Origin of the sequence: Candidatus Amarobacter glycogenicus (genome assembly GCF_016704105.1) — a bacterium.
GTDB classification, from domain to species: Bacteria; Chloroflexota; Dehalococcoidia; order Tepidiformales; family Tepidiformaceae; genus Amarobacter; species Amarobacter glycogenicus.
The window spans coordinates 480,717-498,394 of sequence record NZ_JADJAT010000001.1 but is presented as its reverse complement, the minus strand read 5'-3'; the positions used below and the strand labels follow the sequence as shown (position 1 = coordinate 498,394).

17 protein-coding genes are annotated in these 17,678 nt (G+C 65.5%); 12 read left to right on the top strand and 5 right to left on the bottom strand.

Going from position 1 to position 17,678, the window contains the following annotated elements:
* The first annotated feature begins 1 nt into the window (after nucleotide 1).
* From mtnP to IPG14_RS02550, 5 genes are all read left to right on the top strand, one after another.
* Entirely contained in the window at nucleotides 2-877 is an 876-nt protein-coding gene (gene mtnP / locus IPG14_RS02570; RefSeq protein ID WP_343387981.1) for an S-methyl-5'-thioadenosine phosphorylase, read from the top strand.
* Nucleotides 874-1,788 carry a PfkB family carbohydrate kinase gene (locus IPG14_RS02565; protein WP_343390800.1) on the top strand — a complete coding sequence of 305 codons (915 nt, stop codon included), beginning with the start codon at nucleotides 874-876 and terminating at the stop codon, nucleotides 1,786-1,788. Before mtnP ends, IPG14_RS02565 begins: the two co-directional genes overlap by 4 nt.
* Nucleotides 1,788-2,696 carry a GNAT family N-acetyltransferase gene (locus IPG14_RS02560; protein WP_343384949.1) on the top strand — a complete coding sequence of 303 codons (909 nt, stop codon included), beginning with the start codon at nucleotides 1,788-1,790 and terminating at the stop codon, nucleotides 2,694-2,696. The genes IPG14_RS02565 and IPG14_RS02560 overlap by 1 nt, the downstream gene beginning before the upstream one ends.
* Before the next feature lie 57 nt (nucleotides 2,697-2,753).
* Nucleotides 2,754-4,016, top strand: a complete 1,263-nt coding sequence (ahcY, locus tag IPG14_RS02555) for an adenosylhomocysteinase (RefSeq protein ID WP_343390799.1) — start codon at nucleotides 2,754-2,756, stop codon at nucleotides 4,014-4,016.
* A 111-nt stretch (nucleotides 4,017-4,127) separates the two neighbouring features.
* Nucleotides 4,128-4,667 (top strand): DinB family protein, encoded by a 540-nt coding sequence (locus tag IPG14_RS02550; RefSeq protein WP_343390798.1) that lies wholly within the window; start codon nucleotides 4,128-4,130, stop codon nucleotides 4,665-4,667.
* Nucleotides 4,668-4,671: 4 nt separating this feature from the next.
* Here the strand turns inward: IPG14_RS02550 and uvrC are convergent, their stop codons facing one another.
* On the bottom strand, nucleotides 4,672-6,564 hold the full coding sequence (gene uvrC / locus IPG14_RS02545; protein WP_343390797.1) for an excinuclease ABC subunit UvrC: 1,893 nt from the start codon (nucleotides 6,562-6,564) through the stop codon (nucleotides 4,672-4,674).
* Between the two features lie 156 nt (nucleotides 6,565-6,720).
* Between uvrC and IPG14_RS02540 the strand changes: the two genes are divergently transcribed.
* A complete protein-coding gene (locus IPG14_RS02540; RefSeq protein WP_343390796.1) occupies nucleotides 6,721-7,617 on the top strand; it encodes a hypothetical protein in 897 nt (298 codons plus the stop codon).
* A gap of 209 nt (nucleotides 7,618-7,826) precedes the next feature.
* Nucleotides 7,827-8,045, top strand: coding sequence for a helix-turn-helix domain-containing protein (locus IPG14_RS02535; RefSeq protein ID WP_343384944.1), 219 nt, complete (start codon nucleotides 7,827-7,829; stop codon nucleotides 8,043-8,045).
* 149 nt (nucleotides 8,046-8,194) lie between these two features.
* Here IPG14_RS02535 and IPG14_RS02530 read toward each other — a convergent pair whose 3' ends face one another.
* Entirely contained in the window at nucleotides 8,195-8,416 is a 222-nt protein-coding gene (locus IPG14_RS02530) for a hypothetical protein (protein ID WP_343384943.1), read from the bottom strand.
* A 159-nt stretch (nucleotides 8,417-8,575) separates the two neighbouring features.
* Here IPG14_RS02530 and IPG14_RS02525 point away from each other — a divergent pair, with 159 nt between their 5' ends.
* Nucleotides 8,576-9,016 (top strand): DinB family protein, encoded by a 441-nt coding sequence (locus IPG14_RS02525; protein WP_343387974.1) that lies wholly within the window; start codon nucleotides 8,576-8,578, stop codon nucleotides 9,014-9,016.
* A 70-nt stretch (nucleotides 9,017-9,086) separates the two neighbouring features.
* Here the strand turns inward: IPG14_RS02525 and IPG14_RS02520 are convergent, their stop codons facing one another.
* The 3 genes from IPG14_RS02520 to IPG14_RS02510 all read right to left on the bottom strand — a co-directional run bounded on the left by IPG14_RS02520 (nucleotide 9,087) and on the right by IPG14_RS02510 (nucleotide 13,149).
* On the bottom strand, nucleotides 9,087-9,611 hold the full coding sequence (locus IPG14_RS02520; protein WP_343390795.1) for a biotin/lipoyl-containing protein: 525 nt from the start codon (nucleotides 9,609-9,611) through the stop codon (nucleotides 9,087-9,089).
* Between the two features lie 11 nt (nucleotides 9,612-9,622).
* Entirely contained in the window at nucleotides 9,623-11,119 is a 1,497-nt protein-coding gene (locus tag IPG14_RS02515; protein ID WP_343390794.1) for a pyruvate carboxylase subunit B, read from the bottom strand.
* Between the two features lie 1,157 nt (nucleotides 11,120-12,276).
* Nucleotides 12,277-13,149: a hypothetical protein gene (locus IPG14_RS02510; RefSeq protein ID WP_343390793.1), complete on the bottom strand. Its 873-nt coding sequence runs from the start codon at nucleotides 13,147-13,149 to the stop codon at nucleotides 12,277-12,279.
* Nucleotides 13,150-13,303: 154 nt separating this feature from the next.
* Between IPG14_RS02510 and selD the strand changes: the two genes are divergently transcribed.
* The 4 genes from selD (at nucleotide 13,304) to secG (ending at nucleotide 17,671) form a co-directional block, all read left to right on the top strand.
* Nucleotides 13,304-14,338 (top strand): selenide, water dikinase SelD, encoded by a 1,035-nt coding sequence (selD, locus tag IPG14_RS02505; protein WP_343391046.1) that lies wholly within the window; start codon nucleotides 13,304-13,306, stop codon nucleotides 14,336-14,338.
* Nucleotides 14,339-14,570: 232 nt separating this feature from the next.
* Nucleotides 14,571-16,046, top strand: coding sequence for an Asp-tRNA(Asn)/Glu-tRNA(Gln) amidotransferase subunit GatB (gene gatB / locus IPG14_RS02500; protein ID WP_343387971.1), 1,476 nt, complete (start codon nucleotides 14,571-14,573; stop codon nucleotides 16,044-16,046).
* 42 nt (nucleotides 16,047-16,088) lie between these two features.
* Entirely contained in the window at nucleotides 16,089-17,444 is a 1,356-nt protein-coding gene (locus IPG14_RS02495; protein WP_343390792.1) for a gluconeogenesis factor YvcK family protein, read from the top strand.
* 5 nt (nucleotides 17,445-17,449) lie between these two features.
* A complete protein-coding gene (gene secG / locus IPG14_RS02490) occupies nucleotides 17,450-17,671 on the top strand; it encodes a preprotein translocase subunit SecG (RefSeq protein WP_343384936.1) in 222 nt (73 codons plus the stop codon).
* The last annotated feature ends 7 nt before the right edge of the window (nucleotides 17,672-17,678 follow it).

Below are 17,678 nucleotides of genomic sequence, written 5' to 3'. Positions count from 1 at the left end.
CGTGAGCAGCACCATCCCCCTGGCCGTGATCGGTGGTTCGGGCTTCTACGACATGCCCGGCCTCTCCCAGGTCGAAGAGGCGATTATTGAGACGCCCTTCGGCCCAACGAGTGATTCAATCCGCATCGGCACGCTCGAAGGGAACCGCGTCGCCTTCCTCGCGCGCCACGGCCGCGGGCACGTCCTCCTCCCTTCCGAGTTGCCGCAGCGTGCGAACTTCTGGGCACTGAAGAGCCTTGGTGTCGAACGCGTGCTCTCGGTGTCGGCCGTCGGCAGCCTGCGCCAGGATTACCGGCCCGGCCACTTCGTTACCCCCCACCAGCTGATCGACAGGACGCGCGGAGTCCGTGCATCGACGTTCTTTGGGAACGGCGTAGTGGCGCACATCGCCTTCGCCGAACCGTTCTGCCCCGCGATGCGCGTCGCGACCCGCCAGGCTGTCGAAGCTGCCGGTGCGACGGTCCACCGCGACGGTGTGTACGTGGTAATGGAAGGCCCGGCGTTCAGCACGCGCGCCGAGAGCGAACTCCATCGCGAGTGGCGCGCCGACCTCATCGGGATGACGGCGCTGCCGGAGGCAAAGCTCGCCCGCGAAGCGGAGCTCTGCTACGCGACGCTCGCCTCCGTTACCGACTACGACGCCTGGAACGAGGGCCACACCGTCGACGCTACGACGGTCTTCGCCACCCTCGCAAAGAATGTCGCGACCGCCCAGCTGGCCGTCCGCGAGCTGGCGAAGGTGCTGCCCCCCGGCGAGGGCTGCGGGTGCCGAACAGCGCTTGACTCGGCTCTCGTGACGCAACCCTCGTCCATCGGCGCGGAGAACCGCGAACGCCTGCGGCCGATCCTGGCGCGCCGGCTCGGAGAGAACGCATGACGATGCTGGTCACCGGTTGGGTCGCCCTCGATGACATCGAGACGCCCTTTGGGAAGGCCGAGCGCTCCCTGGGCGGATCGGCGACTGCGACCGCCCTCGCAGGAGCGCTCTTCACCGATGTCCGGATCCTGGCCGTCGTCGGCGAAGACTTTCCGGATGCGCACCGCCGCAAGCTCGAACACCCCCACATCGACACGGCCGGGATAAAGACCATCGAGGGCGGGAAGACGAGCGTCTGGGGGGCCCGCTACAGCTACGATATGAACTCGCGGGAGACCTGGTATCCGGAACTGGGCGTGAGCATCGCCCATCTGCCCCCCGTGCTGCCCGAGTGGAGGGACAGCACGGTTGCCTGTCTGGCCGCCGGGCACCCCGCTTACCAGCGGGACCTCATCGCCTCGCTCGACTCGCCGAAGGTCACGCTCGTCGACACGATCAAGATGTTCATCGATGAAAACCCGGCCGAGCTACGGGAGACCATGCGCCTGGCCGATTTCGTCACGCTCAACGAGAGCGAAGCGCGAGAACTCGCGAAACTCCCGAGCATCGCTCGCGCCGGGCGGTCCCTTGTAGGGGATGGTGTGAAGACGGTCATCATCAAGCTGGGCGAATTCGGCGCCGCCCTGATTAGCGATGGGGAGTACTTCGTCGCGCCGGGCTTCCCTCTCGAAGAAGTCATCGATCCGACCGGCGCCGGGGACTCGTTTGCCGGCGCCTTTGTTGGCTACCTCGATTCGGTAAACCAGGTAACACCGGGTGAGATTCGCCGGGCGATGATCTATGGTTCCACCGTGGCGTCGTTCCAGGTCGAGGGATTCGGGCCGTCACGGCTCCTTACACTCACTCGGGAAGAGGTGGAGGCGCGTTACCGCCGCTTCCGAGAACTGACGCACTTCGAGGTCGATGGCTAATGGCCGAACGCGAGGTTCGCTGGCAGGGCGTCTCGCGCCATCGCCTGGACTATGTGGTCCAGCCCGTTAGCGACATCGCGACGATCCGCTCGATTCTCGCGCCACGAGTGGAGTACACCGCCTATGCGCTTGGCCAGCTTGAGCCCGCGCTGTTTCCGCGGACGCGCTGGTTCTACGCCCGTGGCACGACCGGGACCGGACTCGTCCTTCACAGCCGGGGAGGGCTTGGCGATGCCACTTTCGTCCTCGGTGACCCCGATGCGGTCTCCGCGATCCTTTCCATCCACCCCGGACCCGCACAAACGTATGCAACATGCCAGCCGCAGCACCTGGATGTGCTCCGGAAGTACTACCGTCTCGCGAATCAGCAACCAATGATCCGCATGGGCGTGACGCGGGCGGCCTTCGCACCGGTCCACACACACCACACCGCGGTCCTCAGCGGGATCGACATCCGCAAGGTGAATGCCCTTTACGGCAGTGAGGGCGGTCCGAGTTACTACATCCCGGAACACATCGACAGCGGCGTCTACCGGGGGATCGTTGCCGACGGCCGCCTCGTAGCCGTCGCCGGTACGCACGTTGTCTCCCGCCAGGAGGGCGTCGCCGTCGTCGGGAACGTGTTCACCCACCCCGCGGCACGAGGGCAGGGGTTCGCCACTGCAACCACCAGCGCCGTCACTGAAGCCTTGTTGGAGTACTGCGACCACGTCGTGCTGACCGTGGACCCGAACAACACGCCCGCTGTCGCGGCCTACGCCCGCCTCGGGTTTCGCGAGGTCTGCCAGCTCGTCGAAGCGAGCGCGGCTCGCCGCGATCCTTCCGGCATGGGCTCATCGATTCGGCGCATTCGTGCCGCAATTCGTGGTCGCAAGTATGATGGGAGCTTCGTGAGCCTTCACGACTAACCGTTGAACTCCGGCGCTTCGAAGGCACACCTCCGCGCCGTCCCCAGGAGTGTCTGAATGACCGTCCCCAGCGATATCGCCAGCCTCGCGCTCGCACCCGAGGGAGTCCGCCGCATCGAGTGGGCGGCCCGCGAAATGCCCGTGCTCAAGCTCATTCGCGAGCGTTTCCAGCGCGAGAAGCCCCTCCAGGGCATCCGCATGACCGCGTGCCTCCACGTCACCACCGAGACCGCGAACCTGGCGATCACGCTGCGCGACGCAGGGGCCGACCTGCGGGTGTGCGCGAGCAATCCGCTCTCGACCCAGGACGACGTCGCTGCGGCACTCGTGAACGACTACGGTATCCCCGTGTTCGCCATCTGCGGCGAAGACAACGAAACCTACTACCGGCACATCCACCAGGCGCTGGAGCACGGCCCGCAGCTGACCATGGACGACGGCGCCGATGTCGTCGCCGTCCTCCACAAGGACCGGCGCGACCTGCTCCCAGGTGTCGTCGGCGGTACGGAAGAGACCACCACCGGTGTCATCCGCCTGAGGGCCATGGCTGCCGATGGAGCGCTCGGCTACCCCATCGTTGCCATCAACGAAGCGGACACGAAGCACCTCTTCGACAACCGTTACGGCACCGGCCAGAGCACCATCGACGGCATCATCCGCGCCACGAATGTGCTTCTCGCCGGCAAGAACTTCGTCGTCGCCGGATACGGCTGGTGCGGGCGGGGAGTGGCCTCGCGAGCGCGCGGGATGGGCGCCCAGGTCATCGTCACCGAGGTCGATCCGGTGAAGGCGCTCGAAGCCGTGATGGACGGTTTCCGCGTCATGCCGATGGCCGAGGCTTCGAAGGAAGGCGACATCTTCGTCACCCTCACTGGCGACTGCAATGTCATCGACCGCCAGCACCTGGAGTCGATGAAAGACGGCGCCATCATGGCCAACAGCGGCCATTTCGACAGCGAGATCAACCTCAAAGCGCTCGCGGCGCTCAGCGAGGCGAAGAAGCGCGTGCGCGACTCCGTCGAGGAGTTCCACCTCCAGGATGGCCGCAAGCTCTACCTCCTCGGCGAAGGGCGCCTCGTGAACCTCGCCGCTGCCGAAGGCCACCCGGCCGCCGTCATGGACATGTCGTTCGCGAACCAGGCCCTCGGCGCCGAATGGATCGCGTTGAACCATACGAAGCTCGAAAAGACGGTGTACGAGATCCCGCATGATGTGGACCAGGAGATCGCCCGCCTGAAGCTCCATGCCATGGGTGTCGCCATCGACTACCTGACGGAGGAGCAACAGCGCTACCTCACGAGCTGGCAGGAAGGCACCTAGGCCAGCTCGATTCTCGGCCCCGGATGGTTTCCGGGGCTCAGCCCAGGTGCGTAGTTCGCGGCGGCGCACAGCGCGCGGCTTCCGGCCCGTCGCCCCCGGTACACTCGCCCGATGACCACCTACCTTCACCGCCTGATCGACTACAACAACTGGGCGAACCGGGGACTCCTCGAGTTCCTTCGGACCTTGCCCGAAGAGGTGCTCGACCTTCGGGCAGGTGGCGTCTTCGGGAGCATCCGGCAGACCTTCGAGCATCTCCTTTCGAGCGAGTTCAGGTATCACCGCAGCTTACTTTCGCTGCCACAAGTCGACGCGGTTCGTTCGGAGACGCCGAGTCTCGATGACCTGGCAGTCCTCGCGCGTGAGTCCGGCGCGAACCTCAACCGACTGGTCGACTCGTTGCCGGAGCCCGGCACGATGATGCAGCTTCGGGACGGAAGCCGAAGTGCGGCCACGATTCTCACCCAGTTGCTCGTCCACGGAGTGGAACACCGGGCCCACATCGGGACGATCCTGGGGGCCAACGGCATCCGGGGCCTCGAACTCGACGGTTGGGCGCACGGAATCCTCGCGTATGGCGACGCTTGGCCGGCGGACTGGGGTCCCGAGCCGCAGGTGCGGGCGCAGTTTCCCACACCCGAACAGGACTGACCCCCTACAGCTCGGCCTTCACCTTCTCAGCCAGTGCGCTCGTGAACCCGACGGTGCTGGCGATCTCGGCCACGTCTGCCTCCCGGATCTGCTTCACGCTGCCGAACTTTCGCAGCAGCGCCTTTTTCCGCTTCGGTCCGATCCCGGGGATCGTGTCGAGCGCGCTCTGGATGGAACTCTTGCCCCGCACCTGGCGGTGGAACGTGATGGCGAACCGGTGCGCTTCATCGCGCAGCCGTTGGACGAGGTAGAGCGCTTCGCTTCCGCGCGGCAGCACGACCGGTTCGTCCTCGTCAGGCACGAAGAGTTCCTCGAACCGTTTCGCCAGCCCCACCGCAGGGATGTGATGCACCCCAAGCTCGCGCATCACCTGGACCGCTGCGCCGAGCTGTCCCCTGCCACCGTCGATAATCACCAGGTCGGGCGTCTCCCAGCCTTCGGTCCCTCGGTCCGCGACCCGGTCGGGCGCTTCGAGATTCGCCGAATCCCCTTGCTCGCCCTGGTCCGCTGTTTTCGCGTGGTTCTTGAAGCGACGGCGGAGAACTTCGGCCATCGTCGCGAAGTCGTCCGCGCCGACCACCGTCTTCACCTTGAAACGCCGGTACTGGTTCGTAGCTGGCTTGCCGTCGATGAAAACGACCATGCTGGACACCGGGCTGGTGCCCTGGATGTTGGAGTTGTCATAGCACTCGATCCGGTGCGGCATCTCGGGCAGCGACAGCTCCTCCATCAGTTGCTCGAGCGCCTGTTCGGTCTTGTTCGCATCCGCCATCCACTTGACCCGCATGTGCGAGAGCGCCTCTCTGGCATTGTCTCCGGCCAGCTCCACCAGTCGCTTCTTCTCACCTCGCTCCGGCACCCGCACCTCCACCAGCGAGCCTCGTTTTTCGGTCAGCAGCTCTTCGATCGTCTCGCGCTCTTCGGCGTCGGAAGGGATGGCAACAAGTTTCGGGATGTACTGCGCGCCTTCGTAGTACTGCAGGAGGAAGTTGGCGAGGACCGCGCTCTCGGCTTCGTCGCGCACGCCCTCAAGGACGAACGTGTCGCGGCCGATCATCTGCGTCCCCCGGACGAAGAACACCTGGACGCATGCCTGGTCTCCGTCCCGGGCGATGCCGAAAATGTCGACATCCTCTTTTCGCGTTGTAGAGACCATCTGGCGCTCGACCGTGCGTTCGATGCTGCGGAGCTGGTCGCGCACCTGTGCCGCCCGCTCATACTCCATCCGCTCCGCGGCAGCCTCCATCTGGTGGCGCAGCCGCCGGAGGACATCATCGGACTTGCCCTCGAGGAAGAGGATGACATCCTCGATGACCTCGCCATATTCCTCGCTGGTGCAGAAGCTGGTGCAGGGGGCGATGCAGCGCTTGATGTAGTAGTCGAGGCAGGGCCGGGCGTCCTTGCCCGTGATCTCCTTCGTGCAGGAGCGCCAGGGGAAGAGCTTCTTCGTCAGGTCCAGGGTCGCCCGCACCGAACCGGCGCTGGCGTAAGGCCCAAAGTAGCGCGCGCCGTCCTTCTCGATGCGGCGCGTGATGTAGACACGCGGCCAGGGGTTCTGGACGTCGACCTTCAGGTAGGGATAGCGCTTGTCGTCCTTGAGACGGATGTTGAAGAACGGCTGGTGCCGCTTGATCAGCGTGGCTTCGAGGATGAGCGCCTCTCCCGCGTTCCCGACGACGATGTACTCGAAATCTTCGATGTGTTCGCGGAGGGCGCGGGTCTTTGGCTCCATCATGTGGGGCGAGCCGAAGTAGGAGCGGACGCGGTCCTTGAGCTTGGCTGCCTTGCCGACGTAGATCACCTCGCCCTTGGCGTTGCGCATGATGTAGACGCCAGGGCGCGCGGGTAGCGCTGCCAGTTGCTTGCGGATCTTTTCGGAGATGGTGGATGAGGCCACAAATCCAGTGTAGTGGCGACCCACCGTCGTCGCTCGGCCAGTTCTGCCCCTCGCCTTGAGACTGGTGGCAGCGGTGTGTCAGGAGCAGGCCGCACTCATGTAAGAACTGCCCCGGATGCCGGTCTAATCCCCGACATCGACTCGGGAGACCAGACCATGAACATCCACAACCTTCGCCCCGTTCTCGCCGGCGCCCTGCTGGCTATCGCAATCGCTTCCCTTGGTTGCGGTGCCAGGGCGGCCGAGCCGGAGCAGGCGGCCCCGACCGCCCCGCCGGAATGGAACATCCAGGAGGAACTCGACCCCACGCCGCCTGTGCCGCAACCCACACCGGAAGTCGCGCCGCCTGTCACCCCGGCTCCAGCCGACGACCCGGTACCGGCGGCATCGCCGCGGGTGCTCTGGCTGCGCAGCAGCCACGCCGGGCCCGGCGCCGTGACCATCCGTTTCGCCAGCAACGTGCCGGTGACGGCGAAGGTCATGGCAATGACCAACCAGGTTGGCCCCGCTGCCCTCTATACCGAAGAACTCAACGGGTTGGCCACCAGCCACACGACAAGCGTCCCGGCGAGCGCGTTCGGACGCTACAAGGTCCGTATCGAAGACGCCCAGGGCAACGTTGCCTGGGCCGAACTGCGCTACAAGTCCGATCCGCAGGGCGTCGACTGGGGCACCGGCGCGGCTGCGCCGACGCTGAAGGCGCCGACGGCGAAACAACTCGACGTGACCTACGCGTTCCCGGCCGGCAGCGCGACGAAGCTCGGCCTCGATGGCACTGTCCACGTCTTCATGACCGATGCCGGGTGCACCACAGCTGACGCCTGCGTGGGCGATCAGGTGGGCCTCCCGCTCTCCGCGCCGGCGGCAGGCAACGTACTCCTCGAACAGCACGCGGCGACTGCCGGCATCCCTGGCTCGGCGTTCGACTACCAGGTCGTCATCGGTCAGCCGCTCCTGGAAAACGGCGCGACGATGGTCTTCATCCAGCTCGAGATCCGCGGCGACCAGCTCCCGAAGGTCAACTTCCAGACACCGGGCGTCATCAAGAAGTAATCTCGCAACCGCTCATCCCCGAAGCACGGCCCAACCCGGCCGTGCTTCTTTGTGCCAGGTCTCTGGTCTTGTCGCCAATACCGTTCCGTGATCGCCGGAATCCCCCAATTGCTAGGGGGAGTAGACAATAGTCATAACGTGGTGCTACCGTTCTTTCGCCTAAGCAATTGAGCGATTTGGCCGAACACACCCCGAGGTCCCGCCCAACCATGGCCATCATCACACCGTTCGACAACTACCTTGACCTGGTCGAGGCGGCACGCGAACTCGCCATCCACCCACAGAGCCTTCGCCGCCTCATCAAGCAGAAGAAGATCCCGGCGACGTTGTTCGCCGGGAAGTACCTGATCGAGCGCGACAAGCTCGAGATGTTCAAGAGCAACTACGACCCGCGCCCGGGAAGAAAGCCAATCCGGCGGCTGCTCTAAGGCGTCGCAGGGCGGATCGTTCCCCGATCTTGCTGGACCGTTGCCGTGCCCGGACTACGACGCCGGGACAGCAGCAGCATGGCCTCTCTCTCGAGTGCGGTCAGGCAGACCAATGAGCCGGGAGGACGCCCTGCGATCGCAGCGTCCGGTTACTGCCAGATGTCGCCGCGGCTCACGAGTACGACGAGTGTAACCATGACGGCGAGTTCCACGGTGAGCAGGAACCCGGCTACGCCGGTCCAGGCTACCTGGGTGCCGCCACGGGTCGCGAACATCGGGATCGTGAAGATGATCGAAGTCGCGAGGAAAATGAGCATACAGATGACGCCGAGGCTGTTCGCGCTGATGAGAAAAGGCAGATAGGCCAGCATTCCTGCTCCACGGTGCTTCGGGGCCAGCCCCGGATGTTGTTCGTCCCAGAATCATAGCGAAGGTTCGGAAACAGGAAACACCGTCCGGGCGGCAGGTCGGTAGCCTGTTGCAACTGAATCGACCACACTACCGCCCAATCTGATCCTGGAGTACTCCACTTGGCATCTGCCGCTGAAGCGAAGTCCACAATCGAGTCGAATTTCGCCGCTTACCTGGCCGAACTCGAACAGTGCGCATCGGTCTGGGAAGTGAAACCAGCTGGCTCAGCCGACGGCGAGGCCGCCTGGTGCGCTCGCCAGGTCGCTGAACACATCGCCGGCGCCGGCCCGTTCTTCGCAGCCGGGATCGCCAACGCGATTGGTGTGACGCCCCCGGCGCTCTCTCGTCCGGCGTTCCCCGATCTCGCAACCGGCATCGCAGAGACGAAGCGAAGCCAGGCGGCACTCATCGAAGTCGTCTCGCAAGTGCAGGATGCCCAGCTCACGCAGGAAATCGAGAATCCCCGGCTCGGCAAACAGCCCATCGCCGGCATCCTCGGCATCCTTGCCGGGCACCTCGCCGACCATGCGAACCAGCTCAAGACGCTCCGCGGCGCCTGACCCGCTTTCCGTCGAGACGAAGACAGGGCAGCTGTCCCTGTCTGTTCTGGGTTACGGAGTCAGTCTCCGGTTAGTCGATTTCGACGACCGCCAGGACCTGTCCCTCTGAGACCCGGTCGCCCTCTTTTACCGGGATGTCCTTCACGATGCCGTCGGTCGGCGACTTGATCTCGTTTTCCATCTTCATCGCCTCAAGGAGCAGGAGGACATCGCCCTTGGCAACGGTGTCGCCGACCTTGACCTTGATGCTGAGGATGCGCCCGGCGATCTGGGCGGCTACGCCGCCCTTCACGAGGGCAGCGCTGCCGCCACCACCCGAGGCTTCCGAGACTTTCCGTTCGCGCGGCGCCGGGCCCCCGCCGAGGCGACCTTCGTACTCGAAGGTAAACGGCCGGTAGTCGACCTGGACGGCCATCCCGCTGGAGCGCTCGCCGGCGGCGGGAAGCTGCACACGGTAGGGGACGCCGCCTGCGTTCACGGTCGTGGTGCCGGCGTCCTGCTTCACGCTGATGGGGTACTCGTGGCCGTCGACGACCACGGTTTCGCCGCGGACTTCGACTTCGTAACTCCGACCACCGATGGTTACCGTCGCCATGCTCCCTCTCCTTACCGCATCTGCCGCATGCGGCCGTAGTTGCGCCATGCCTGGGTTTCGCCGTTCGCGACGACGACGGGCTGCATCGCGATAGGTGCGGCCTGTGCCTTCTTCTCGCCGATCACCATCGCGCCGACGATTGCGGCGACGAGTTCCCGCTCCGGCCCACCGCCTTCCTTCCGCCACTGGAGGAACTCCCTCGCCGGCTGCGGGAACATCACGTAGCTGAGGACATCGTCGACGTCCTCGGCCAGGTCGCCGATCTGTTCGGTCGCCTCCGCCATCTCCGGCGCGAGGTCATCGGCCGGTCGATGGGTAATCGGCTCTTCGCCGCCGAGCACCTGGTCCAGGATGTCCTTCTCGATGGGCTTGGCTGTCGCGCCGTACGCGCCCTTCGCGAGGTTCCGCGTCTCCTTCGTCACATTCCCGTAGCGCTTCCCCGTGAGGACGTTGAGGACGGCCTGCGTGCCCACGATCTGGGAACTCGGCGTGACCAGCGGTGGGAAGCCGAGGTCCGCACGGACGCGTGCGTTCTCTGCGAGCACTTCCGGCAGCCTGGCCTCTGCGCCCTGTTCGCGCAGCTGGCCGACGAGGTTCGAGATCATGCCGCCGGGCACCTGGTGCGCCAGCACGCCGGCATCGATCCCGAGGAGGCCGCTCTCGAACTTCCAGTACTTACGGCGGACTCCGCGGAAGTACTCGGAGAGCTTCCCGAGCCTTTCGAGGTCCAGGCCGGTCGCGTGTTCTGCGTCCTCCGCGAGTGCGGCCACCAGCGTTTCGGTTGCTGGCTGGCTGGTGCCGCCCGCCAGGCTGCTGAGCGCGCAGTCGATCACATCGGCCCCGGCCTGCACCCCCATCAGGTACGCCATCTCGGAGTACCCCGAGGTGTCGTGGCAGTGCATCTGGACCAGCATCCCAGGGTGGTCGGCCTTGAGCCGGCTGACCAGCGCCTTCGCCATCATCGGGCTAAGGAGGCCGGCCATATCCTTCACACAGAGTGAATCGGCTCCCATTTGCACCATCACGTCGGCCTGCTTCGCGAACGTGTCGACGGTGTGCACCGGGCTGATCGTGTAGCAAATCGTGCCCTGGACGTGGCCCCCCGCGCGCTTCACCGCATCGAAGGCCGTCTCCAGGTTCCGGGTGTCGTTCAGCGCATCGAAGATGCGGAAGATGTCCATGCCGTTCGCCACCGAACGCTCGCAGAACTGCCGGACGACGTCGTCGGCGTAGTGGCGGTAGCCGACCGCGTTCTGCCCCCGGAGGAGCATCTGCGTTGGCGTGTTCTTCAGCCGCTTCTTGATTTCGCGGAGGCGTGCCCAGGGGTCTTCTTTCAGGAACCGCATGCACGTATCGAAGGTCGCGCCGCCCCAGCATTCGATGCTGTGGTAGCCGATGGCGTCCATCTCTTCGAGGGCGGGGATCATGTCCTCCGTGCGCATGCGTGTCGCCAGCAGCGACTGATGGCCATCGCGGATGGCCGTTTCCATGATGCCGACCCTGGTCATGGGCAAAATCCGTGGGGAGAAGATGGGGCGCCGCGCGAAACGGCGGCTGAAGTTCGAGGGTAGCAAAGGCCCCGGTTAGGGGCGAAAACGCGGGGATCTGATGCAGCTACGTTCACCAGCCCGCCCGCTCGCGGGACCCCGTGCTCCCGCGCGGGAGGCTCTCCGTTTCCCGCAGACGCTCGCCCCACACCGCACCCCGTGGAGTCGCGGCGCTCCGTCGCCGCTCGCGCCATGCGCAACCCGGACTTCGCCCCGTCGCCGGCCATGCTCTCAACTCCTGTCTCCCGGGCTTTAGAGAAAGGGGAGACTGTGTCGGATCAGGAGATCCTCACGAGTTTCGGTGTGTTGCATCGCCTGAGATCGTCAGCGAGTGGGTGTCGCGCCCCGCGCGGGGATTTGATGCAGCTACGTTCACCCGCCCGCCCGCTCGCGGAACCCCGTGCTCCCGCGCGGGAGGCTCTCCGTTTCCCGCAGACGCTCGCCCCACACCGCACCCCGTGGAGTCGCGGCGTTCCGTCGCCGCTCGCGCCATGCGCAACCCGGACTTCGCCCGGTCGCCGGCCACGCTCTCAACTCCTGTCTCCCGGGCACCGGTCGATGCCGGCCGGCCCCCCGGAAAACGCGAAGCCCCCGGCGCGGGAGCACGGCCCCCCGCGAGCGGGCGCCCCGTTGACCATCGCCCAAAAAAGGTACTCGCCGTACCCCGTGAACGGCGCTCCCTCTCGCCCGCCAGGAACGAGTCGGGAAAGGCCGCCGGGGACGAGGGCGCTCCCCGCGCCGACCGGCCCTTCCAGCTCCGCCCCTCCCCGCGCAACCTCAACCCCATGGGCCGCATCTCCTTGCACAAACTCGCCGGGCACGCACTCCGTCGCCTTGGCTCCCCCTCTCCCAAGCTTGGGAGAGGGGGTTGGGGGGTGAGGGCGGCCACGCAACAGGTCACCACTCGCGCGGCGCAAGAAGTCGCCCAACAGGTGGCAACTGGTCAGGAAGTAGTCGCACGTCCCGAATCTGAGCGGACTACTTGTGACCACTTGAAGAGGTCGGAAAAAAGAAGTGCGCGCGAAACCCCCGGCGCGGGAGCACCGCTCCCCGCAAGCGCGCCCCCTGTCGGCCACGGCCCCAAAGGTACTCGCCGGATCCCTCTCCGCGGCCCAGGGCTACTTCCGCTTCGTCCGCTCCAGCAACCCCTCGTACATCGCTGGCGTCACCGGCCGGACAACCCGGCCCATCCCCGTCCAGTGCGGCCATTTCCAGTCGCCCGTGGCCCGCGGCTGTTCCGCCGGGAAGAGCAATGGCTTCTCCTTGCTCGCCAGCATCAGGTGGTAGTGCTCCCCCAGCGGGATGGTCTCATTCACGAAGCCGATCCAGTAGTTCATGTCGCCGCCGTCCGGCGAGAAGGTCGTGCCCAGGTAGCGGTACTGGCCATGCATCGGGCGCGAGGCACTGTTCACATAACGCGCTCCGTCGCCGAAGAACCGACGCACCGCGCCGCCGCCGAGGGCGTAGAGACGGTTCGTGCTTAGCGCCTCCTCCAGCGGGACCTCTCCGAGGCCGAGGATGTCGCGCAGGACGAATTCGCTGAACTCGATGGCTACCGGGTCCGGGTCGCCGTCCAGCGCCTCGAGGACTTCGCTCCAGGTGACGGCTGCCCACGGCGCCGGGACGCCTTCCGCGCGCAGGCCGAGCATGAGGAAGGCTGGCTTCTCGCTCCACTGGCGCGCCACCGCTTCGAAGGCGGGCAGCAAGCTCTCGTCGGCGCCGGACTCGATCTGCACCTCGACGAGGACACGGCGGCCGCCTTCGTAGGTGAGGAGGAGGTCGGCGACGCCGGCGTCGGCCATCCGGGGCTGGACTTCGACCAGCACCAGCTCCTCGGTGCCGGCCCCGGCGGCGTGCGAAATGAGCGCCTGCAGCATGCGGTGGCCGCGCTTGAGGAAGTAGGCGAGGCCGGTGGTGCAGTAGTTCTCGAAGGGTGTGGCCGCGGAGCCCTGGCGGAAGGCCGAGAGCATCGTGAACAGGTTATCGGACATCGATTCCAGTATCGCCGCTCGCCGGGCGGGTGTCAGTCCGGGGGCCGCCGCTGGTTCATCCCCGCCCGGCGCCGTCAGGGCGGGCGTCGTCCGAGATCTTCGCCGGCGAAACCGTCTACGCTTTGCAACGGTGACGCGTGAAGAACTCTTCCGCATGACCGAGCTGACCACCTGCGGTGGTTGAGCATCCAAGGCGGGGCCCGAGGCCCTGGCGCAGGTGCTGTCGCCGCTGACCGGTCTGTTCGATGCGGCCAACCACGGAAACGTGCTGGTCGGCCTTGGCGTGCCCGACGATGCCGCCGTCTACCGCATCAACGCCAGCACCGCCGTCGTGGCGACCCTCGACTTCTTCGCGCCCGTGGTCGACGACCCGCACACCTACGGCGCCATCGCGGCCGCTAACGCCATGTCCGATGTGTACGCGATGGGCGGCGAGGTCGTACTCGCACTGAACATCGCGGCCTTTCCGGAGGATCTTCCCACCGAAGTCCAGACCGCCATCCTCCGGGGCGGCGCCGAGAAGGTCCGCGAAGCCGGGGCCGTGATCGCGGGAGGCCACACAGTCTGGGATAACGAACCGAAGTACGGGCTCAGCGTGCTCGGCCTCGTCCACCCCGGGCGGCTCTTCTCGAAGGCCGGGCTGCGGCCGGGGGATTCGCTCTACCTGACGAAACCGATCGGCACCGGGACCATCCTTTCGGCCCAACGCGAGGGCAAAGCCGGCAGGGCATGGGTCGAAGCGGCGACCGGCTCCATGCTGCGGCTCAACCGGCATGCCAGCCACCTGGCACGCGAAGCGCGGGTGCACGCGGCGACGGATATCACGGGCTTCGGGCTGCTGGGCCACTTGTGGGAGATGGTTTCCCGGTCCGAAGTGGCCGTGACGCTGGATTCGAAGGCTCTGCCGTTCCTCCCGGGCGCCCTGGAATGCTCACGGATGGGTGTGCACACCGGCGGTGAGGGCCGGAATCGGGACTGGGCCGGGCCGCATGTCCGTTTTGCCGATGGCGTCGACCCGGATGTGGCTGCGTTACTCTTCGACCCGCAGACGTCGGGTGGGCTGCTCCTCGCCGCGTCGCCGAGGAAGTCAAGAGTGCTCGAAGCGGCCTTCGCCAGGGACGGAGTCCCGCTCTGGCGGATCGGGCGAGTGAAGGCAGCCGGCGACGGCCGGGCCATTTTCGTCGTTTAGCCCGGCTGCCTCTATTCGAGAATCACGAACTGGTGCGGCGCGAGGTCCAGGCGGATAGGGCGGTGCGATCGGGACGGTTGGGATTGTGCCGCGCTGCCCCAATTGCGGACCACGAGCCCTTGCCGCGCTCGGTCCCTGCCCTGTCGAGCGCGCCCGCTCTGACTCCCGCACGGCCTTTCGTCTTCAGGCGTTCGGCTCGATACTGGTCTTGCGACCCGGTGGAGGATGCTGTTTGACCGCCGTTGCTACCAGGTACGAGACCGTCATCGGCCTCGAGGTTCATTGCCAGCTCATTACCAAGAGCAAGATGTTCTGCAGCTGCAGTGCCGATTACGCCCGTGCCGACCCCAACACGCATGTGTGCCCGGTCTGCCTCGGGATGCCCGGCGTGCTTCCGGTGATCAACGAGCAGGCCATTGAATACATCGTCATGACGGGCCTTGCGCTCAATTGCCGCATCGCCGAGTTCTCCAAGTTCGACCGCAAGAACTACCCCTATCCGGACTTGATGAAGGGCTATCAGATCTCTCAGTACGACCTGCCCGTGTGCAGCGACGGCTGGCTGGATATCGCCCCTGAAGGCGCTGGCCCGCGGCGCGTCGGCATTACGCGCGTCCATATGGAAGAGGACACGGCGCGGCTGCTGCACCGGACCGACGCCGTCACGGGAGAGGGCTACAGCCTGATCGACATCAACCGTTCGGGCACGCCGCTCATGGAAATCGTGAGCGAGCCGGATATGCGGACGCCCGCAGAGGCCCGCGACTACCTCGTCCGGTTGCGCCAGATCCTCCGGTACATCGGCGTGAGCGAGGCCAACATGGAGGACGGCAATTTCCGTTGCGACGCCAACGTTTCGCTCCGGCCCGTCGGCGCCGAAGCTTTCGGGACCAAGGTCGAAGTCAAGAACATGAACAGCTTCCGGGCAGTTCACGATGCCATCGCCTTCGAAGAGGTCCGTCAGGCCGGCATGCTGGACCGCGGCGAGCGAATTACGCAGGAGACGCGCGGCTGGGTGGATGACACACGCGAGACCGTCAGCCAGCGCACGAAGGAACATGCGAACGACTACCGCTACTTCCCGGAGCCGGACCTGCCTCCCCTGAAACTCAGCCGGAAGTACGTTGGCGAGATCCAGGCGAGGCTCCCTGAACTTCCCGAAGCCAGAAAGCTGCGATTCATCGGGCTCGGGCTCTCAGAGCATGAGGCCGACGGTCTCACGGAAGATCGAGAGCGGGCTGAATACTTCGAGGCCGTTGCCAGGGCGATCGGTCTCGATCCTTCGCGTTCCGCGAAGCTTGCGGCGAACTGGGTGCTCGGCGAAGTCGGCCGCTGGCTGAACACGGCCGCGAAAGGCATCGAGCAGTTTCCACTTCTGCCGGAACATCTGGCCGGCCTGGTTCGTCTGGTGGATGAGGGCAAAGTGACCTCGAACATCGGCAAGGAAGTCTTCGAGCAGATGATCGCGACGGGCAAGCCGGCTTCAGAGATCATCGAGAACTCCGGGCTCGCCCAGATCAGCGGAGAGGATGAGCTCCTCGGAGCCGTCCGGGCGGCCATAGCCGCGAATCCGAAGGCCGTCGCCGATTTCCACGCCGGCAAGGAGACCGCCATCAAGTTCCTGGTCGGCCAGGTCATGCGCGAAACGCGCGGACGGGCGAACGCCGGTGTCGTCACCGGGCTGCTCGAAAAGGAGCTAAATGTTTAGTCTTCAGAGCGATATCGCGCCGCGGTGGTACACTCCCAACCGATGACGCTCCGCTCCATCCGCGACCACTCAGCCCTGAAGTGGCTGTACCCGGGGATGCACATCAAGCGGTGGCTCGCGCTCCTGCTGTTCGGCGTCTCTCTCATGGGCCTGGGCATCGCCTACGTCCTGAAAGAAGCGTACCTGCAGGCCGAACTGCCCGGCATCTTCTACTACCTCACACTGCAGTTCATGCCCCGGTGGGGCCGCGGGCTTCTCTTCATGTCGCTCTCGTTGAGCACCGTGCTCATCGCAATCTACAAGTTGAACGAGTCGCTGCTCTTCGCGTTCGTGAGGCCCGACCATCGCAGCGAAACACCGGGCCTGGCTGAGACCATCTACAACAAGCGCTTCCTCCAGCGCGGTCCGCGCATTGTCGCGATTGGCGGTGGGACGGGCCTTTCGACACTGCTCCGCGGGCTCAAGGGGCATACCAGCAACCTGACAGCCATCGTCACCGTCGCCGATGATGGCGGCAGCACGGGCCGGCTGCGCCAGGAGTTCGGCGTGGTTGCTCCGGGCGACCTTCGCCAGTGCATCGCGGCGCTCGCCGAAGCCGAGCCGCTTATGTCGAAGCTTTTCCAGTACCGGTTCACGGAGGGCACGGGCCTCGAAGGCCATTCGTTCGGTAACCTTTTCATCGTGGCGATGGCCGAAGTCACCGGGAACTTCGAAACAGCGATCCATGAAGCATCCCGCGTCCTGAATGTCCGCGGCAGCATCCTCCCATCCACCCTGGAGGATGTGACTCTGAGCGCGCGCACGCACGAGGACGAGATGGTCCATGGCGAGCACAACATCACCGAGCACGGCGCCCGCATCCGGGACCTCTACCTGAACCCGGCACATGCGGAGGCGCATCCGGACGCGGTGAAGGCGATCCTCGATGCTGACCTCATCGTCATTGGGCCCGGGAGCCTCTACACGAGCGTGCTTCCGAACCTGCTCGTGAGCGGCATTCAGAAGGCGCTCTTCCAGACCTCAGCGACCAAGGTGTTCATCTGCAATGTCGCCACGCAGCACGGAGAAACCGACAATTTCAGCGTCGGCGACCACATCGAGACGCTGGAGCGGCACACGGGCCGGGGCATCCTGAACGTCGTCCTTGCGAACAACAACATCGCTTCCGAGCTGCCTGAAGCGTGGCACTCGACTGCCGTACCGATAACCAACGATGCGTTGCGTGCTTTCGAAGGACTACGCCTGGTTCAGGCGGACGTTGTGGCGGAGGAGAACCGGTACCGGCACGATCCGGAGAAACTCGCCGCTACCCTTATGCGCCTGTACGATAACCGGGACATCCTCTCTATCGAACAGCGGCGGCCCACTCCAGAAGCCCCGCTCGTCGCTACACGGTAACGCCAGTGCTTCTGAACATCCTTCAAATCGCGATTTCCCTCGTCCTCATCGCCGTCGTCCTGCTCCAGGTGAAGGGATCGGGCTTTGGGGCGGCGCTCGGCGGCATGTCGGGCGGTTCCGTCTACCGCACAAAGCGCGGCCTCGAGCGGACGCTCTTCCAGGCGACGATCCTCCTGGTCCTCGCGTTCATACTCGTGTCCTTTCTGAGCGTTTACTCGCAGAAGTAACACTTTG